Genomic DNA, 21,953 nt, shown 5'->3' on the forward strand with positions numbered 1-21,953 from the left:
GATCGATCATGGTTACTTCACGCTGGAGGATGCCCTGCGAATGCTTCGACTAGCAGTAGAATTTTGGCGAATACAATCTACGCCTGCAATTAATCATTTATTTACGACGTTGTTGCGCTGAAACCGGAATCGAGCAAAGTGCCGGCCGACCGTATCTATCGGGATTTGTTGAAGAATTGTGAACACGCGTTCACACGCGCGCCAGGTTACCTCGAATGAATTTTATGTCTTCCGAGAAGGATCTTGTCGCCGCGCAGACGGTCGCTCATCCGGATTCCTCGCAGCCTGACGTCGTCAAAATTGCCGATGCGGATTTGTTGTTCGGCGGAACGTTTCATCGCGCCGGTTCGGACCTGCATCTGAGCGGCGCCGACGGCGAGCACGTGATCGTTCCCGGCTATTTCGCGAGCGAGCATCCGTTGACGCTGGTGGCGCCGAATGGCGGACGCCTGACGTCCGATGTCGTCGCACTGCTTGCAGGTCCCGCTGCGCCCGCGAGGTTTGCAGAGGTGCAGCCGACCGCAACAGCGTCGGATGCGAACCACCACGCCGGACCTGACGCGATCGGCCATGTTCAGAACGTCACTGGCGACGTCACCGTGATGCGCAACGGCGTCGTGGTTGCGCTGCATCTGGGGGACGCCGTCTACAAGAGCGATATTATCCAGACCGGTGGCGCGTCTTCGGTCGGTATCTCCTTTGCCGACGGCACCGCGGTCAACCTCGTCGCCAATACGCGGATGGCGCTCAGCGAATATTCGTATCACGCCAATTCCGATGCGAATTCGGCGCTGTTCAGCCTGATCGAGGGTACCTTCGCGTTCGTCATCGGCAAGGCCGCCGATGCCGGCAACATGAAGATCGTGACGCCGGTCGCAACCATGAGCGTCCACGACGGCTCGACCGGGTGGGCCCACAAACTGACCGCGAGCGAGATCGCGGCGATCTCGACCAAGCTCGGCCATGTGACCTATTCGTTTGCCGTGGTCCACAAGCACGCTGGCCAGTCCGACGACATCTACGATCTCGTCGCCGGCGGCAAGGTGATCGGCAGCATCGCCGATCCGCACATGGTTTCGTATCTCGACCAGGACGGCAACCTGATTTCGCTGCCTTTGGATTCCCCGGGTGAGTTCGCCGATCTGCTGCAGTGGCTGCAGAACAACGACGCCAGGCCGGGCGCGGTGGGGGTGCACGGCAGCGGTAGTTCGATCGACGCCTCGTCATTTCCGCTGGCGGTTAATCTCAACCAGAGCGGCCGTTCCTTCGATTTCAACCCCAATGGCGGCGGCAGTCCGTTCGACTTCTCGTCGCACAATGACACCAACTCGCCGAAGCCGGCCTCGAACATTTTCATCTGGAACGGGCTCGGCAACTGGGACCGGGAGCTGTTCAACTGGAATCAGGGCTTTGCGCCGGATTCCTCGATCGACATCGTCTTCATTCAAACCGGCAAGTCGACTTTCAGTAGCACTTCCACGCTCGCCAACCTGACCGTCAATTTCGGCGCCACGCTCAACATCACTGCCGGTGTGCTCACGACCTCAGGCCTCACCAACGCCGGCCTGATCGCGCTCAATTCGTCGGGCGTCGATCCGGTGCTGATGCTCAGCGGCGCGATCACCCTGACGGGTGGCGGCACCATTGAAATGCTGGGCCCGACCACCGGCAATTTCATCTACGGGCTCGGCGGCGCCGTGCTAACCAACGTCGACAACCTGATCGCCGGCAGCGGCAATATCGGGATCGACGACGGTCACCTGACTTTCATCAACAAGGCAACGGTCGACGCCACGCCGATCAATGCCGCCGACAGCGGACTGCTGGTGGTTCACACCGGCAACGCGGTGACCAATTCCGGGCTGTTCGAGGCGACGCTCGGCGGTAAACTGCTGATCGAAGATCGACTGTCCAATTCCGGCCGGGTCGAAGCGATTGGCGCGGGATCTTCCGTCGTCATCGACAACAAGACCAGCGTCAACACCGGCCTCGTCGAGGCCATCGGCGGCGGCACCGTCACGATCAAGGACAGCACGATCGTCAATTCGGGTGCCGACACCGGTGGCAAGACCGTCGACGGCCTGATCGAAGCCGCGGCCGGCTCGGAAATCCTGCTGGAAAATGGCACCATTTTACAGGGCCTGTTTTCGATCGACGCCGGCGGCAAGCTCGAGACCGTCTCCGGGACCGTCAACCGGATCGACACGTCGAACGGGACGCGCAACACCACCACGCCGAGTCTCGTCAACAACGGCACGGTTGTTGTCAACGACGACAGCTCGCTGACGCTTGTCAGCCCCTTCGATATCGAGAACGCCGGCACGATCGAGCTTGCGTCGACCGGCGACAAGACGCTGCTGCTGTTCAACCAGCCGTTTGCGATCCTGTCGGGCGGCGGCAACGTTATTCTCGATGGCGACAAGGGCAGCAAAGAAGGCGACGAGGAAGTCAAAGGCGCCCAGGACATCATCGGCGGCGTGGCGGGGCCGGGCTTCAAGACGACGAACCTGGAAAACCGCGACAACACCATTTCCGGCGCCGGCGCCATCGGTCAGGGCGACGACGCGCTGGCGTTCAAGAACGACGAACAAGGAACGGTCGACGCCAACCTCAACGGTCAGACGCTGCTGATCGACCTTGGCGCCAATACGACCGTCAACGAAGGCCTGTTTGAAGCGACCCATGGCGGAAAGCTCGAAATCGCCAGCGATCTCGACAATTCCGGCAAGGTCATCGCCCGGTCCGGAAGCGAAGTCCTGATCGAGGCCGACGTCGCCAATGAAAGCGGCGGCAAGATCGTCGCGCGCAACAAGGGCGCGACCGTCGATTTCCGCGGCGTCGCCGGTGACCGTATCACCGTCGACAATGCCGGCGACATCTCAGCCGAGCGCGGCGGCACCGTCTCGTTCGAACATGCCGACATCACTAACGAGGGGGCGGACAAGCTCGATCCGACCGGCAGGATTGTCGCCGACGGCAAGGGTTCCAAGGTCGATATCCGGCATAGCTCGCTCGACAATGACGGCGTGATCGCTGCGAAGCACGGCGGCAAGGTCGAATTCCGTCATGACCGCGTCGAGAACGAAATCGACGGCTTGATCGTTGCCAAGGGCGATCATTCCAAAATCAGTTTTGACCGCAGCCACGTCGACAACAGCGGTGAGATCAAGGCCGAGCGGCACGGACAAGTCAGGTTCGAGCACTCCAAAATCGTCAACGAACTGGACGGATCGATCAACGCTGTTGGCAAGGGCTCACGCGTCACGTTCGAGCATGACCGCGTCGATAATTTCGGGGAGATGTCGGCGACGTGGGGCGGCTCGCTGCGGCTCGACGAGTCCTGGGTCAGTAATGAGCGCAGCGGCACGATCGAAGCCGACGGCCGTGGCTCGAAGGTCAGGTTCGACCGCGACCACGTCAAGAATTCCGGCGGCATCGAGGCGGAAAATCACGGCGAGGTGACGTTCACTCAATCGCACGTCGACAACCAGCGCGACGGTACGATCGAGGCCGACGGGCGCGGCTCGGAAGTCGAGTTCGATCGCGGCCATGTCGACAATTCCGGGCGTATCGAGGCCGAACACGGCGGCGAAGTAAAGTTCACCAAATCGCACATCGACAACGTCAGTCGCGGCACGATCGAGGCGGACGGGCGCGGCTCGGAAGTCGAGTTCGATCGCAGCCATGTCGACAATTCCGGGCGTATCGAGGCCGAACGCGGCGGCGAAGTAAAGTTCACCAAATCGCACATCGACAACATCAGTCGCGGCACGATCGAAGCCGATGGACGCGGCTCGCGCGTCGAATTCAAGCGTGACCGCGTCGACAATTCCGGCGAAATCACCGCCGCCTCGGGCGGCTTCGTGCTGTTCGATGAATCCCGGATCAGCAACGAGCGCAGCGGCGCGATCGAGGCCGACGGTCGCGGTTCAGAGGTCAAGTTCGAGCACGATCACGTCGACAATTCCGGCCACATCACGGCCGGTCATCATGGCGAAGTGACGTTTTCCAGGTCGGACGTCGACAACGAGCGTCACGGCAAGATCGAGGCCGACGGCCGCGGCTCGGAAGTCAGGTTCGACCGCAGCCATGTCGACAATTCCGGCCGTATCGAAGCCGAGCATGACGGCGAGGTGACGTTCACCAAATCGCACGTCGACAATGACAGCCGCGGCACCATCGAGGCGGACGGACGTGGCTCGCGCGTCGAGTTCAAGCGCGATCGGGTCGATAATTCCGGCGACATCGCTGCCGCCTCGGGCGGTTACGTGCTGTTCGACGAGTCCCGTATCCGGAACGAGCGCTGGGGCACGATCGAGGCCGATGGTGGCGGTTCGCTGGTCAAGTTCGATCGCGATCACGTCGAAAATGCCGGCCGCATCGAGGCGGCGCATAGCGGCGAAGTGAAATTCACCAAATCGCATGTCGACAACGAGCGCGGTGGTGCGATCGAGGCCGACGGTCGCGGCTCGGAGGTCAAGTTCGACCGTAGCCATGTCGGCAATTCCGGTCGCATCGAGGCCGAACGCGGCGGCGAGGTCACGTTCGACAAGTCCGATGTCGACAATGGCAGCCATGGCACGATTGAGGCCGACGGCCGCGGTTCGGAAGTCAGGTTTGACCGCGATCACGTCGACAATGCCGGACGCATCGAGGCCGAGCACGGCGGCGAAGTGACGTTCATCAAGTCGCACGTCGATAACCATCATGACGGCGAGATCGAAGCGCGCGGGCGGGGCTCGGAGCTCAAGTTCGAGCGTGACCGCGTCAACAACCGGGGCGAGATATCGGCGACATGGGGCGGTTTCGCCCTGTTCGAGCAGTCCTGGATCAAGGACGCGCACGGCGGCACGATCGAAGCCGATGGAAGCGGTTCGGCGGTCAAGTTCGACCGCGATCACGTTGAGAATTCAGGGCACATCGAGGCCGAACACGGCGGCGAGGTGAAGTTCACCAAATCGCATATCGACAACAACGATGATGGCACGATCGAAGCGGCCGGCAAGGACTCGCAAGTCAGGTTCGATCGGGACCGCGTCGACAACGATGGTACGATCCAGGCGCGGCTGAATGGCGCCGTCTATTTTGATCATACCGATGTCCATAACAATGGCGGTGTGATCTGGGCGACCGGCATCGGCTCGACGGTCGATTTCGACGATGGCGACGTGACCGGCGGGCAGCTCACGAGCGCTTCCGGCGGCCTGATCGTCGCGGTCGGCGGCATCAGCACCTTGAAGGATCTGACCATCACGTCGGGCAGCGAAGTCGATGTCGACGCCACGCTGAAATTGACCGGCACGATCCACAATTTCGGGACGATCTCGGTCAACCTCTCAGGCCTGCTCGAACTGGTCTGGTCCACGCTGGATGGCGGGCTGGTCTCGAACCACCACGTGGTGCAGGTCAACGGCACCGACACGATGGAAGGCGGCTTGACCGTTGCCGGCGGCGAGCTGGTAATGGAGACCGGCGCCACGCTGCACATCGAAGACACCGTGCAGTTCGACGGAGTCCATGTCGACAACAGCGTCGGCGCCATCATCGTCGACCTGGCCGATCCGGCAACGCTGGTGCTCGAAGACGGCACCGCCATCGACGGCGGCTCGCTGACGGTGAACGGTGTCGGTACGCTCGATATCGAATATGGCGTCCATATCAACGGCCCGCACGGTGCGGCGCTGGATGGCGTCGCCGTCAGCAACAGCGGCGCGATCGATATCGGCGCGACGGCGACGGGTGCGGTCCTCACCCTCGAGGACGGCACGTCGGTCTCCGGGTCGGGCACGTTCGCGATCGAATCCGGTTCGACGCTCGATATCGAGCAGGGCACCGGCACGGGCGCTCACGGCGCCAAGCTGGATGGCGTTGCCGTGACCGACGCCGGCGCGTTCGATGTCGGCGACGTTGCGGGCGCGGTGCTGAAGCTCGAGGACGGCACGATTATTGGCGGCGGCGGCACACTGACGGTCAACTCCGGCTCGATGATCGATGTCGAGAAGGGCGATGGCAGCGGTCCGGATTTTGGCGCGGTCTTCAGCGGCCTCAGCGTCGTTGACCAGGGCACTATCGATGTAGGCGACACCGAGACCGGCACCACCCTCGTAGTGGGCGGCGGCACCAGCATCGACGGCGGCGGCACCGGCAAGCTGAAGGTCAATGCCGGGTCGAAGGTCGATACCGAAACGACGGCGACTCTCAATGGTGTCGTGGTCACCGACAACGGCGACTTTGACGTCGGCGATGACGTCACCACGACGCTGACGCTCGGCGGCGGCACCGTCATCGGCGGCATCGGCACCCTGACCATCAAGTCCGGCTCCAGGATCGACGTCGAGCAAGGAACTGGCCCCGGCGGTACCGGCGCACGGCTGGACGGCCTGGCCGTCACCGATAAAGGCGCGATCGAAATCGGTGCGAGCGGGACGCCCGCTATTCTCACGCTCGACGACGGCACGGCGATCTCCGGGATCGGGTCGATCGAGATCAAGTCCGGTTCGACGCTCGACGTCGAGCAGGGCACAGGCTCGGGCGCGCACGGCGCCACGCTCGACGGCATCGCGGTGACGACCGGAACTTCGGCCGACAGCATCGCGGTCGGCCAGACCAGTGCCGCGACGCTGGCGCTGAAGGGCGGCACGGCGATCACAGGCGGCAAGCTCACCATTGGCGCTGCCGGTGGGGTCGGCACCGTTGATGTCGAAAGCGCTGCCGGCGCGACGCTGGATGGCGTTGCCATCACGGCCTATTCCGTCACCGATGCCATCGAGATCGCCCAAACTGGGACGGCCACGCTGCTGCTGGACGACGGCACCTCCATCAAGGGCGGTTCGCTCGTCATCGGCGCTTCCGGCCATACCGGCACGGTCGACGTGGAAACCGCTGATGGCGCCACGTTCGACGGCGTCAAGGTCACGGCCTTTGCCACCGCTGACGTGATCGAAGTGGGACAGACCAGCGCGTCGGCCTTGCTGCTGGAGAACGGCACCGCGATGACGGGCGGCTCGCTCGCGGTCGGTGCGACGGGCCACACCGGTACGGTCGATGTCGAAACCGCTGATGGCGCCACGTTGGACGGCGTCACGGTCTCGGCATATGACGCCACCGACACCATCAAGGTCGGTCAGGCCACTACATCGACGCTGCTCCTGAAGGGCGGCACGTCCATCACGCGCGGCTCGCTCGTCCTCGGCGCGGCCGGCGGCACCGTCGATGTGGAGAGCGACGCGGGTGCGACGCTTGACGATGTCGCGGTGACGGCCAACTCCATCGCCGAAAGCATTGAGGTCGGTCAGGCTGGCCCATCGACGCTGCTGTTGAAGAATGGCACCTCGGTCAGCGGCACGACGATCGTGATCGGCGCTGCGGGCAATGCGGCAACGGTCGACGTCGAGAGCGCAGCCGGTGCGACGCTCGATGACGTCACCGTCAGGAACTTTGCGGCGGCCGACGGCGTCGAGGTGGGACAGACCGGTCCGTCGACCTTGCTGCTGAAGGACGGCACCCGAATCCTCAGCGGTTCGCTCGTCATCGGCGCTTCCGGCCATACCGGCACGGTCGACGTCGAAACGGCGTCCGGCGCCACCTTCGACGGCGTCACGGTCACGGCCTTCGCCACCGCTGATACGATCGAAGTGGGACAGAACAGCGCGTCGACTTTGCTGCTGAAGGACGGCACGTCGATGGCCGGCGGCACGCTCGTGCTGGGTGCGGCCGGTGGCAGCGGCAAGGTCGACGTCGAGAGTGCTGCGGGGGCGACGCTCGACGGCGTCACTGTCGGCGCTTCTAATGCGCTCAGCATCGTCGAAGTCGGACAGACCGGTGCGTCCACGCTGCTGCTGAAGGACGGCACCTCGATCACGAACGCGACGCTTCTCATCGGTGCCGTCGGTAGCACCGGTACCGTCGACGTCGAAAGCGCCGTCGGCGCGACGTTTGATGCTGTCACCGTCGCCGTCGAAAGCGCCGCCGGCGCGACGTTTGATGCTGTCACCGTCGCCGCAGCTGGCGCCCTCAACACCATCGATGTGGGGCAGACCGGCAACGCGACGCTGCTGTTGAAGGACGGCACGTCGATGACGGGCGGGACGCTCGCGCTCGGCTCCGCGGCCGGTACCGGCGCGGTCGATTTCGAAGGCACTTCGCTTGAAACGCTCGACGGCGTGGCCGTCACCTCGTACCTCACGAAGGGCATCCTTGAGGTCGGTCAGACCAGCGCGGCGACGCTGCTGATGAATGACGGCACGTCGATCACGGGCGGTTCGCTCGCGATTGGCGCGGCAGGCCACATCGGGACGGTCGACGTCGAAAGCGCTTCCGGCGCCACGTTCGACGGCGTCGCGGTCACGGCATACGACGCTACCGACATCATCGAGGTCGGTCAGACCGGCACGTCGAAGCTGCTGCTGAAGAACGGCACCTCGCTCTCCAACGGTACGCTCGCGCTCGGCGTCGGCGGCGCCGGTACGGTCAACGTGGAAAGCGTCACCGGGGCCACGCTGCATGGCGTGACCGTGACCGCCCACGACGCTGCCGACGGCATCGAGATCGGCAAGGCCGGCACGTCGACGCTGACCATGGACGGCGGCACGTCCATGACCGGCGGCACGCTGACCATCGACACCACAGGCACGCTGCAGGTCGATCCTTCGCTCGTCATCCTGAGCGGCGTCAATCTCGTCAACCACGGCAACGTCATCGTCGATCCCGGCACCACGACGCTGCTGCTCAAGAGCGGCACCACCGTCACCGGCGGCACCATCCATGTCGGCGACGACGGCACGCTCGAGGTCGACAATTCGACACTGACCAATGTCAGCATCTCCAACGCCGGGATCGTCGACATCGGCGCCGGCGACACCTTCTCAGGCACGGATACGCTGACCTTTGTCGGCGCCGCGGAGCTCGATATCGAGGCCGGCGCCCAATTCAATCTGACCCTCGCCGGGATCGATACCGACGACACGATCGATCTCAAGGGTGTCACCGTCACCAGCTCGATCTGGGACGGCAACAAGCTGTTCATCAATGGCTCGCAGCTCGGTTTTACCGTCTCCGGCGGGCTGCCGTCGGGCGATACGTTTGCGTTCAAGACCGATGGCCACGGCGGCACCGACCTCAAGGTCGCGACGCAGCTCGTGCATGTCAGCAGCGGCACGCCAGGCGCTGGCGCCGAAGGGGCACCGATCGCGATCGGTTTCAATACCAATATCGATGCCAGCACGTCGTTGACCTCGTATCTGATCTCCGGCATCCCCCCCGGCGCGATCCTGAGGGACAGCCTCGGCCACAGCTTTACCGCGGACGCAACCCACAGCCAGGTCGATATTCACAGCTGGAATCTCGCTTCGCTGACCATCACGCCAGCAAACGACACCAACTTCCAGCTGGCGGCGATCGTTACGGCGACCGACGCTCAGGGCTATTCGTATTCCGCGACAGGTACGGAGAGCGTGACGGTCAATCCGTTGCCGCCGGTGGTTTCGTTCGCCTCGGCTTCGGTCGCGGGCGCGACCGGCCAGCCGACCGCGATCGGGCTCAGCGTGGCGCCAGGCGGCGAGGGTGGTCCGAACGGCGACGGCTCGCACAATTCGATATCCTCGGTCGTCATCAGCAGCATCCCCAACGGCGCGACGTTGACCGACGGGAGCGGCGGTCACCACGTGACCGTGACGGGTGGTTCACTCGACGTCACCGGCTGGAACTACAGCGGCCTGACGTTCACACCGACCACCAACGGTGCGTTCTCGCTCACTGCGACCGTCACCGAACATGACAGCGACGGGCAGACCAGCAGCAGCACGGCGATCGAGCACATTACCGCGATCACGCCGCCCACGATCTCCAGCAACGATACGCTGGGGTCCAACGTGTTGCGGCCAACTGACACGATCAGCGCCTTCGAAAGCGGCAACCCGACCAACGTCACCTATCAATGGTTCAGCTCGGTAGATGGCTACTCGCACGCGATCGGTAGTGGTCAGAACTACGCGATTCAGCTCAGCGACATCGGCAATTTGATCGAGGCCGTCGCCACCTTCACCGCTCCTGACGGCACGACCGCCTCGGCCGCGAGCGCACCGTTGGGCGTCGTCATTTCGCCGGTTGTCTTCAACATCGGGAGCCAGGCGGACCTTGTCAACGCGATCAACAATATCAGCGTCGGCGGCATCTATTCGTACATTTCCTTCGCCGAGTTCAATTTCACCGCGAACATCACGCTGACCTCCAATCTCGCGGCCATCAATCTCGGCAGCAACACCTCGCTCATCATCAACGGCAACAATACCAATCTCGACGGCGCCGGCCAGTTCAGGGGCCTTTTCGTCTTTTCCGGCAATGTCGCGATCGACAATCTGAATATCAATCACACGCTGGCGCGCGGCGGCACGGGCGGTTTCCCCGGCGGCGGCGGCGGCGCCGGGCTCGGCGGCGGATTGTTCGTTGGCACGGGTGCGGCCGTGACGATCGACAACGTCAATTTCAGCGGCGACGCGGCGGTCGGAGGTAATGGCGGAAGTGCTTTCCGAGGAGGGGCTCGCCTGTATTCCGGCGGCGGCGGCGGCGGCATGGGTATCGCGGGCGGCGATTCCGTCTTCAGAACCCAGATCGGAAAATCGTATGTCGTCCACAACAGGTCGAATACTTCCTACTCGTTCCCAAACCGCAGCGAGCTCGCGCAAATCTTTGGAGGCGGAAACGGCGGAACGCTCGGTCTGAATGTTTCAGGTCACGGCAGCTACGCAAACGGCGCGATCGGGAGCCGGCCGAACATCACGACCGTCGGTAGCACCAACGCCGTCGGCTCTCGCGGCTACGGGAACCAGGGCAACGTCGTTGTTCATTACAGGGGTTACTTCGTCCAATACGTGAACAGTGACAGCGGCAATTTTTATATCTTCCGTCCTCCAGCCGGTTTTGGCAGCGTCACTCAGGCACAAACCGGCAGCTTTGGGGGCGGGGGCGGCGGCGGCACCTACGAAACCTTCGCGGACTCGAGGAGCTTCTCGCCGGGCGGCAACGGCGGCTTCGGTGGCGGCGGCGGAGCCGGCGCGGCGCAGTGGGGTAGCTCGGTCAATGCCGGCGGAGTGGGCGGTAACGGCGGCTTCGGCGGGGGCGGCGGCCGCGGTACCGCGGGTTACGGCGGTCACGGCGGATTCGGCGCCGGCAACGGCGCCAGCGGCGGTGCCTACAGCGGCGGCGGTGGCGGGCTCGGTGCCGGCGGCGGCATCTTTGTGGAGCAGGGCGGATCGCTGACGCTCGCCGGCGGTTCGCTGTCGGGCAACGGCGTGGCCGGTGGTGGGTCAGGTGGTGGTAGCGCCCAGGGCGGCCAAGGGTTCGGCTCCGGCATATTCATCAACGGCAACCAGACCCTCAAATTCGCGCCGCTGGTCGGCGAGACCCTGACGGTTGCGAACACCATCGCCGACCAGAGCGGTAGCGGCGGCACCGGCGCAAACGCCGGCACTGGCAACGTCGAAATCGCAGGCCTGGGCCATGTGCATTTTGCCGCCGCCAATACCTACACCGGGACGACGACCGTCGATGCCGGCGCAATCTTCGACATCGACGCCGCAGGCTCGGTCAGTTCGGGCAGCGTCGTCAACAACGGAACGGTGAATCTGAATTACGGATTCTCGTCATTCGGCAATACGCTGACCAACAATGGCACGCTGAACCTGAACGGCGGGGCCACCATGGTTGGCGTCCTGACCGACAACGGCACGATGAACGTCAATGCCGGGACACAGTTCAACACGACCGTTCACGACAACGGCAGTCTGAACGTCAAATTCGCGAGCGTCTTTGCCGCCGGCGTCGACGGCAATGGCGGCATCGAGCTCGACAACAACGGCACCACCACCTTTACTTCGGTTTCCGGCAGCGGCACGTTTACGTTCGGCAGCGGCTACAACTCGACCGCCCAGATCAACAGCGGTCTGCTGACCGGAACGATCAAGGGCTTTACCTACGGCGACATCATCGACCTGCGCGGCATCGCGGCCGCCACTGCTACGCTCGGTGCCAACAATATCCTGACGCTCAAGAGCGCCAACGGCACGACGCTCGGCACGTTGAACTTCGATCCGACGCAGACCGGTATGCACGTCGGCATTCAGTCGGACGGCCACGGGGGGACCCAGCTCAGCGCGATCCAGACCGCGTTCTCGGTCGGCTCGGCTGCGGATCTCAATGCGGCGCTCGCCGTTATCAGCCAGGGCGGTGCGGACTATTCTATCGGCGCTACCTATACGATTACCTTCACCAGCAATATCTCGCTGGCGTCGCTCTCCGGCCAGCTTTCGACGATCAATCTAGGCAGCGGCAGCACGCTCCTCATCAACGGCGCGGGCTTCGACCTTGACGGCGCGAACACTTACACCGGATTCCTCGACAATTCGGCCGGAGTCGCCATCAAGGACCTGTCGATCGCTGGTACGCAGTTCTATGGCCTCGGCATCCTCGGCAACAACAGCATTACGCTGTCCGCTTCCGCCGGCCAGTCTTCGACCATCGGCGAAATCGCCGACAACGGTAATGGCGGCTCCATTGTCATCGGTGGCGGGACGGTCACGTTCACCTCGGCGAACTTCTATACCGGCGGCACGACCGTCGCATCCGGTGCCACGCTCAATCTGGCCGGTGGTAGCATCAAGACGGTCGTCGACAACGGCAACATCACGCTTGGCAGCAAGGTCGTCGGCATCGGCGGCGCCGTGACCGGCACCGGCGCTATCACGTTCACCCAGCCCAACACGGTGCTGACAGTCGCGAGCGGCGTGCCCACAACGACGTTCTTCGGCCTGGCGGACGGCGACGTCATCGACCTCGCCGGGATCGCTGCGGCCGGCATCGCTTCGCTCGGCGGCAACAACTATAAATTGACCTCGTCAACCGGTGCGACGCTCGGCACGCTGCATTTCGATCCGTCGCTGGACCTGTCGTCGGATGCGCTCGTGCTCGTTGCCGACGGCTTGGGCGGCGCCGCCGTGCGGATGCACAACATCCCGGTATTCACCGTCAGCAATGCGGCGCAGCTGGCTGCGATCATCAACCAGATCCACGTCGGCGGCATTTATTCGCAAACCAATACGAACTACGAGATCGACCTGACGGCCTCGTTCTCCCTGACCGGGAACTTGCCGGAGATCCGTCTCGCCAGCGGCGACAGTCTGTCCATTGTCGGCCACGGCTTCACGATCAGCGGCGCGTCGAACGGCAGTGCTGCGTTCACCGCCTTTATTCAGCAGGCCGGCAGCCTTTCGATCAGCGACTTGATCATCTCACAAACGGGCGGCAACGGCAGCGCGCTGAACATGGGCGCGAACGTCTCTGCCAGTTTGTCCAATGTCACCTTCATTGGAAACCAGGCGAACGGCGGCCTCGGCGGCGCGATCGCGGTCGCCGCAGGCAGTACCCTGACGTTCAGCGACGGTTCGCTCTCCGGCAATACGGCGGCGGCCGGGGCTGCCTTCTGGCTCAACGGCGGCACGGTCGATTTCACCCAGTCCGCGGGCCACACCATCACCGTGGCCAACTCGATCGGCGGCCCCGGCGGCACCATCAATATTTCAGGGGATGGCGATGTCGCGATCGGCGGCTTCGACTCCGGAACCGAGACCATCAATATCACCGGCAACGGCAATGTCACGCTGACCGGCGCCTTCTTCGGCAGCCAGACCATCAACCATACCGGTTTGGGGACGCTGAGTGTCCACCCGGTCTACACGGTGGCATCACAGGCCGATCTCTTCGCGGTGCTCAATGCCATCGCCACCGATCCGATCGGACAGCTTGGCGGCGTCAACTATCAGATCAACGTCACCGCCGATGTGGCGGCGATCATCGGGCCGCTGAACGTCACGCTTGCCGCCGGCGACACGCTGACGATCGATACCAACGGCCATCTTCTCGAAGGCGCCTCGAACGCCCATCTCGCCTACGCGACAGACTCGGGCGGCAGCACGGTGCTGACCGGCGGCGGGCCGGTGACATTCGCCGTCGCGTCGGCAAGCGATTTGTATGGTGCGACCGCCGCCGTCAATGGCGGCCTGTTCGCCAACGCCAGCTACGTGGTCAATCTGACCGCGGATGTGCAGCTGACCGTCAACGAGCCGGCTTTCGCGCTCAAGTCGGGCTCGACTTTGACGATCGACACCCACGGCCATCTGCTGGACGGCGCCACCAACGCGACGGACGCAGATTTCACCTTTACGACGGACCAGGGCGGCCACACCGTTCTGGCTGCCAACACGCAGCCGACTTTCGCCGTCGCGTCGGCCACCGACCTGGCGTCCGCCTTCCAGGCGATTAGCACCGGCGGCTTTTTCGCCTCCACCAACACCAACTACGTCATCAATCTGACCGGCGATATCGGGCTGACGAACAACCTGTCCAGGCTGACCCTTGGGGCGGGTGACACGCTGACGATCCACACCAACGGCCATCTTCTTGACGGCGCCACGACCCCCGATCTCGTCTTTACGCCGACCGGCCCGAACGGCAGCACCGTCCTGGTAGGCAATTCGCAGCCGACGACTTTCGAAATCTCGACGGTAGCCGACCTTACGGCTGCCATTCAGGCGATCGGTTTGGGCGTCCTGTTGGCCTCCACCGACACCAACTACGTCATGAACCTGCACGGCGATATCGCGTTGACGGCCAACCTGTCGTCGATCGCCCTCGGGACTGGCGACACGCTGACGATCGCTACCAACGGCCATCTTTTTGACGGCGCCACCAACGGCACCAACGGCAATTTCACCTATACGGCGTCAGGCCCGGGCGGCAGCACCGTCCTGACAGCCGACGTCCAGCCGAGCTTCAGCGTTAGCTCGGTTGCCGATCTGGCGCACGTCATTCAGGCGATCAATTCGGGCGGCATCCTCTCGTCGCCGAACACCCACTATGAGATCGACATCGGCGCCGACCTGACGCTGGCGGCCAACCTGCCTCCGATCGCGCTTGCAGCCGGTGATACGCTGTCCATTGTCGGAAATGGCTTCAGCCTGAGCGGCGCGGGCAGCTTCGGCGGTCTCAATCTGGTATCCGGCAACGTGACGCTGTCGGGCCTCGCTCTCGATAACATCAGCGGTTCCGACCTTTCCCTGAATGGCGGGAATCTCACGCTCGACGTCCCGGCGGGGCAGACGGTGACTGAGAACCTTTCGATCACGGGCAACGGCACGATCGATTTCGTCGGTGCCGGCAATCTGACGCTCACCGGGGCGTTCTTCGGCAGCCAGACCGTTCACGACACGGGTTCGGGCACGCTGACCATTGAGCCGATCTACAGTGTGGCGACCGCCTCGGACCTCGCGAACGCGATCAATGCCGTCAATAACAACGCGATCGGGCAGCTTGGTGGTGTTAATTACACCGTCAATCTCACCGCCGATGTGGACAGCTGGGTGCCAGGCATCAGTCTCGCCGCCGGCGACACTCTGACGATCAATCCGAACGGCCACATCCTCCATGGCGTGCTGGTATCCAGTCTTGTCTTTTCACCTCCTGCAGGCGGCGGGCCGGCAATCCTGAGCGGCAGTTCGCCGGTGACATTCTTGGTCGGGTCAGGCGCAGACTTGAAGTTCGTGTTGGCGTCGATCAGCGTCGGCGGCGCCCTTTACGGCACGAACGTCAACTATGAGATCGACCTGACCGCCGATGCCAATATCACCGGCGATCTTCCGACGATCCTGCTCGGTAGCGGCGACACACTGACCATCAACGGCGAGACTCACGCGATCAACGGTGGCGGCCAATCGCGTGGCCTCTTCCTGCAATCCGGCAACCTGTCGCTAGCGAACGTGACCGTCGAAGGCTTCTTTGAACGCGGCGGCAAGGGCGGTGATTCGATCTATGGCGGGGCCGGCGGCGGTGGATTGGGCGCCGGCGGCGGCCTGTTCATCGGCTCCGGCGCTTCCGCGACGCTCAACCATGTCAATTTTACCAACGACAGCGCGTTTGGCGGCGCCGGCGGCACGGCGTTAGGCGGCGGCGGCTTTGTTCACAACGGAGCCGGGGGATCGCTCGATGGTCGGTATTCGGGTGGATTCGGTCTCGGCGGCTACGGGGTTAAGGGCACAACCCGCCCGGCCCATCCGGGCGGCAGCGGCGGCTTCGGCGCTGGCGGCGGCGGCGGCGCCGCTGCCTACAATAGCCCGGGGCCGGGTGGTCCCGCAGGCTACGGCGGCGGGACCGGCGGCGTGTCGCCGCCCTTCTTCCTGACGAGCTCTAACGGGGGCGGCGGCGCCGGCCTTGGCGGCGGCATCTTCGTGGCAACGGGCGGATCGCTGACGATCGGCGGCGGATCGCTTTACGGCAACAGCGTGACGGGCGGTGCGGGCGGAGCCGGACCCGGCGGAGGTGGCGATCCTCCCGCCGGCTCGGGCCAGGGAATTGGAAGCGGCCTGTTTACGGCATCGCAAACCGTCCACCTCGCGCCGGCGCTGGGCGAGACACTTACCATCTCGGATTCGATCGGCGGCGGCGGCATCGGACTCCTCGATGTCGTAGGCCCGGGCAATGTCGTTTTTCTGGGTGCGATCACCGGCACGACGATCGAGCTCTCGGGGACCGGGCAGGTGACCTTCCCGGCCGATCTGAGCACCGACACCCTGGAGATTGGCGGTTCGGTGCACTACGCCGTGTCGAATTTCAGCCAATTGGGCGCGCTGGCCGTCACCGACAACGGATACCTCACGATCTCAGGCACGGATTCCTATTCCGGCGGGATCATGCTCAATGGCAGCGGCACGGTGGAGCTTGCCTCCGCTTCCGCGGCCGGGACTGGCCAGATCGGCTTTGCGATCGGCGCCACTGCGACGTTGCTGATCGATGTCGGGTTGAATCCGTCGAACCAGATCAATTATTTCCTGCCCGGAGACACGATCGAACTTGCGGGATTCAATGCCGCGACGACCCACGCGACGCTCGGTGCGGGCAATATTCTCAACGTCACCGATGGCACAAACAGCGTCGCGCTGCATCTTACGCCGGGCTTCAACTACTCGGGCTACCAGTTCAACGCCAATCCCTATGCAGGCGGTGCCGCCATCACCGACAGCAATACGCCGGCGATCACCGGCGTCACCGGCCAGCCCGTCAACGGCAGCGGCGTCCAGTTGCAGGGAACGGCGGCGCCCGGAGACACCGTCCAGATTTTTGCCGCGGGCATCCAGAGTGCCGTGGGTACGGCGGTCGCTGACGCCAACGGCAATTTCACGGTCGCCACGTCGGCGCTGCCGGACGGTATTTACTCGCTCACGGCGGTTCAAACCGGTGGTGCGACGTCAGCGGCGTTCGTCGTCGATGTGCTCCCGACCGCACCGGCGCTCGCGCCGGTGACAGGCACGATCGTCAACGGCAGCAGCTTCACCGTGAGCGGTACCGCCGAAGCCAACGCCACCGTCTCGTTCTATCTCGACGGCAGCACCACCGCGTTCGCGACCGCCGCGACCGGCAATGGCACCACGTTCTCCATCAATACGCCAGCGTTGGCCGATGGTGTCCATACAGTCACCGCCACCGAGACCGACGGACAGGGTCTCGTCAGCGCGGCATCGAATATCGTCGTCAATGTCCACCCGGCCGCGCCGAGCATCAGCCTCCTGATCGGCCAGCCCGCTGCCGGCGGCGCCGTCCGGATCCAGGGGACCGGCGAGCCCAACCACACGATCGTGCTGTTTGCGGACAACGGAACCACCGTGATCGGCACCGGCACGACCAACGCGTCGGGCAAGTTCGATATCACGACGACTGCGACGTTCGCGGAAGGCGCGCATACGTTGACGGCGGAAGCGTACAATGCTGCCGGCAACCTCTATAGCAGCGCATCGGATCCGTTTACCGTCGATGTCATCCCGCAGGCACCGTCGACCATTTCTGTGGTCGGCGCCCCGATCAACGGATCGAATCCCGAGATCAAGGGCATGGCGATCGCGAACGGCACGATCACGCTCTATGAGGGTAGCAGCGTCGTCGGTACGGGCTTGGTCGACGGCAACGGTCAATTCGACTTCCTGACGTCGGCACCGGTCACGGATGGTGTCCATCACCTGACCGCGACCGTCACCGCCCCCGACGGTTTCACCAGCCAGGCGACCGCGTTCACGTTGAACGTGGCGCCCAGCGCCCCAACTCTTTCCGCCGCTCTCTCGTCATCCGCTGCGCCACAACTGGTGGAAGTACAGGGCACAGCGGAAGCCAACGAGATCATCCAGGTATTTGCCGACGGCACGCTTCTCGGTCAGGGCACGACCGACCAGAACGGCGCTTTTGATTTCTCGCTAGCGATCAAGGGCGGCAGTCACGCGATCTCCCTGCGCCAAAAGGACGGCGACGGTCTCACCAGCAGTTCCTCGGCCAGCATCCAGGTGAGTGTCGCAACGGCGGCCCCGACCATTACCTCGGTCGTCTCCTCGGTTGGGGCACAGATCGACGCCAGCCATGGAATCGTCGTCAAGGGCACCGGCCAGCACGTTGGCGAGACCATCACCATCTATGCCGATGGCGGCACGACCGCGATCGGCAGCGGCACCGTGGCCGGCGATGGCTCGTTCACGATTCTGACGGCGCCGCTCGGCGACGGCCAGCATACGCTGACCGCGACCGACACGGCCAATTCCGCTGTCAGCGCGCCGTCAACCGGATTCGACATGTACGTCGACCCCGCGCCGGTCACCAATCTCGGCCAGGTCGGCGTCGCGCCCAATCACGGCACGATCGAGCTCACGGGCTCCGGCCAGGTTGGCGACACGGTCACGCTGATGCTTGGCAACACGGTCATCGGCACCGATGTTGTCGACGGCAGCGGCCATTTTGACGTGACGTCGAATCCGGCGCAGTCGTCGCTCATCAATGCGGGTCAGCAAACCGTCACGGTAACGCAGACCGACGGCAACGGTCACACCGGCCCGGCGGCGTCGTTCGTCGCACAGGTTGCGTCGTCCGCGCCCGTCATCAGTTCGGCTGTCTCGGTCCCGGATGTCGTGGGGCGCGCGGAGGTGAAGGGCACCGGCGACGTCGGCGCTGTCATCAAGCTCTATGCCGACAATGGCTCCGTGGTGATCGGTACCGGTACGGTGGATTCCACCGGTCACTACGACATCTACACCCAGCAGATCAGCGGCGGCTCGCACAACATCACGGCGACCGAAAGCATTCAGGGTGTCGAGGGCCCTGCCTCGGCGACGGCAAACGTCGATGTCGTGGCGGTGGCCAACACCTGGACCATTACCTCGGCCGACGATCTCGCCAAGGCCATCGCCGCGATCGATGTCTCGGGCTCGAATGCGCAGGCGGGAGCGCACTATACCTTCAACGTCGTCGGCGACCTGACGCTCACCGATCAGTTGCCGGCGTTCAACCTGCCGCAGGGGGCCTCGCTCACCATCAACGGCAACCATCATACGCTCGATGCCCATGGCAATCCGGGCCTGTTCGTCTATGCGGGCGATGTCGAGATCGACGACCTCAGCGTCGTCAACGCCGTGAGCCGAGGCGGCTCGAGCATATTTTATGGCGGTGGCGGCGCGGGCCTCGGCGGCGGCTTGTTCATCGCATCAGCGGGTCATGTCACGCTTTCGGACGTGAACTTCGGCAACGACCAGGCGGTCGGCGGCAACAGCAGCTACTCCTCGTACTTCATGCAGCAACTCGGTGGCGGTGGCGGCCTCAATGGCGGCGCCGGCGGTTTCACCGGCGGCGGCGGCATTGGCGTTCATGCCAACGGCGCCGGCAATCACTACCTCAATGGCGCCCACACGCCGGCGGGGACGGGCATCGTCCTTGGCGCGGCCGCGGGCGGCAGCCGGACGGGCGATATCAATTCGCCGATTTATCTCGGTGGGGCCAATGGCGGCGGCGGCGGCCAGGGCACCGGCTTCTACACCACCAGCAGCGGGTATTGGGGAATTGCTGGATATGGCAGGCCAGGTAGCGGCGGCGGAATTGGCGGCGCCGCGGGTACCGCGACCGTTGGCGGCACAGGCGGCTTTGGTGGCGGTGGCGCCGGCGGCGGCTGGATCTATCCCGGTCCTGGATCCGGCGGCGCAGGCGGCTTCGGCGGCGGCGGCGGCGCCGGCGGACCCAGCGGCGGCACCGGCGGCTTCGGCGGCGGTGGCGGTGGCTCCTCCTACGGCAACGCGGGCAATGGCGGCTTCGGTGGCGCCAACGGCAATGGCAGCTACGGCGGCGGCGGTCTCGGTGCCGGCGGCGCAATCTTCGTCCAGCAAGGCGGATCGTTGACTTTTGCCGGCTCCGGAAGCGAGCAGTCCGATGGTGTTACCGGCGGCCTCGGCGTTGTCTATGGCAACAATGGTTCGGCCTATGGCAGCGGTATCTTCCTCCAGGGCGACCAGAGCATCACGTTTGCACCGGATGCCGGAAAGTCGATCACGCTGAGCGGCAACATCGCCGACATGACCGGTTCGCACGACCACACCGGCCAGACCGGCACCGGCACGCTCGTGCTCGACGGCGCCGGCACGCTGGTGCTCTCCGGCAACAACACCTTCACCGGCGGCGTCACGCTCGATAGCGGCAGGCTGGATGTGGCGAGCGCGCACGGGGCGGGATCGGGCGATGTGAGGTTCACATCCGGTGCTGCGGCCACGCTTGAGATCGACGCCAGCAAGGGGGCGTTCGGCAATGCCATCGATGGCTTCGATGCCACCGACATGATCGTCATCGACAACTTCCAGGTCACCGGCGAAACTTACAGCAATGGCCTGCTGACCCTGACCGGCGCGACGGGATCGCTGTCCCTGACGTTCAAATATCCGGCCGGGACATTGCTCGGCGATTTCCACTTCAACGTCGATGCGGTGAACCATACGACGACGATTACCGTCACCGACATTGCGACGGCCTGGGCGAATGGCACCGGCGGCAATTGGGGTATCGTCGGCAGCGCTTCGACCGATTGGAGCCCCGGCCTGGTGCCGACCGCGGCTGATGACGTCACCATCGCACCCGGAGCGGCGGCTGACTTCACCGTCTCGATCGCAAGCGGTGCTTCGGCTTATGCACATAACCTCACCATCAACGACGCGCATGCCACGCTGGACGACGCGGGATCGCTGGCGTTAAGCGGCGGGCTGACGCTGACCGCCGGCACGCTCCATCTCGACGGCGGCAGCCTCCAGACCGTGACAGCGATCGATATCGCCAATGGTGCGACCTTCGAGGGCTACGGCAACGTTTTCGCCGCCAGCGGCAACCTTGCGGTATCCGGCACGGTGACCGCTTCCGACACCAGCCATGCGCTCGATTTTGCCAGCGCCGTGACCGGCACCGGCGACTTCCACATCGCCGCCGGCGCGACGCTGGAGTTCGGCGGCTCGGTTGCGAGCGGCACGACCGTCACCTTCGATGGTGGCACCGGTGAACTCAAGCTCGACAACCCCGGAGGCTTCAACGGGACCATCGTGGGCTTCCACGGCACGGCGCCGGATGCCGCGGATTCCGACGTGATTGACCTCGCCGGCATCGACTACAATGCCGGTCCGGGTCATTTTACCCAATCCTATGCCGGCGGCGTGCTGACCGTGAGCGACGGTACCCACACCGCCCACCTGACGTTCAGCAACTTCAGCGACACGTTCGTCTTCGCCACCGACGGCCACGGCGGCACGCTGGTGTTCGACCCGCCTGCGACATCAGCAGCGGTGCCGACCGCGGCAACCGAACTCGGCAACAATTTCGCGTTCCTGCCGAGCCTGGGAGCCGGGACGACCAGCATCCTCGATACCGGCCACGATACGGCTGGGCTCGCGCAAACTGTGGAGCAGTTGAATTCGCTGGTCACGACGGATAGCCACAACAACGCGGCGATCGATCTCGGCCACGACGCCGCCGTGCCCGTCATGAGTCCGCAGCAGCTCCAGGCCGTGCTCGGCAACGCCGTCCACTTGCACTGATGCAGGCTCTGGTTCCAGATTGGCCGCCTCTAT

1 protein-coding gene is annotated in these 21,953 nt (G+C 64.3%); it reads left to right on the forward strand.

Going from position 1 to position 21,953, the window contains the following annotated elements:
* Positions 1 to 215 precede the first annotated feature (215 nt).
* Positions 216 to 21,920: an Ig-like domain-containing protein gene (locus BLS26_RS35025; RefSeq protein ID WP_092517265.1), complete on the forward strand. Its 21,705-nt coding sequence runs from the start codon at positions 216 to 218 to the stop codon at positions 21,918 to 21,920.
* Positions 21,921 to 21,953: the final 33 nt, after the last annotated feature.

Source organism: Afipia sp. GAS231 (assembly GCF_900103365.1).
In the GTDB taxonomy this organism is placed as follows: domain Bacteria; phylum Pseudomonadota; class Alphaproteobacteria; order Rhizobiales; family Xanthobacteraceae; genus Bradyrhizobium.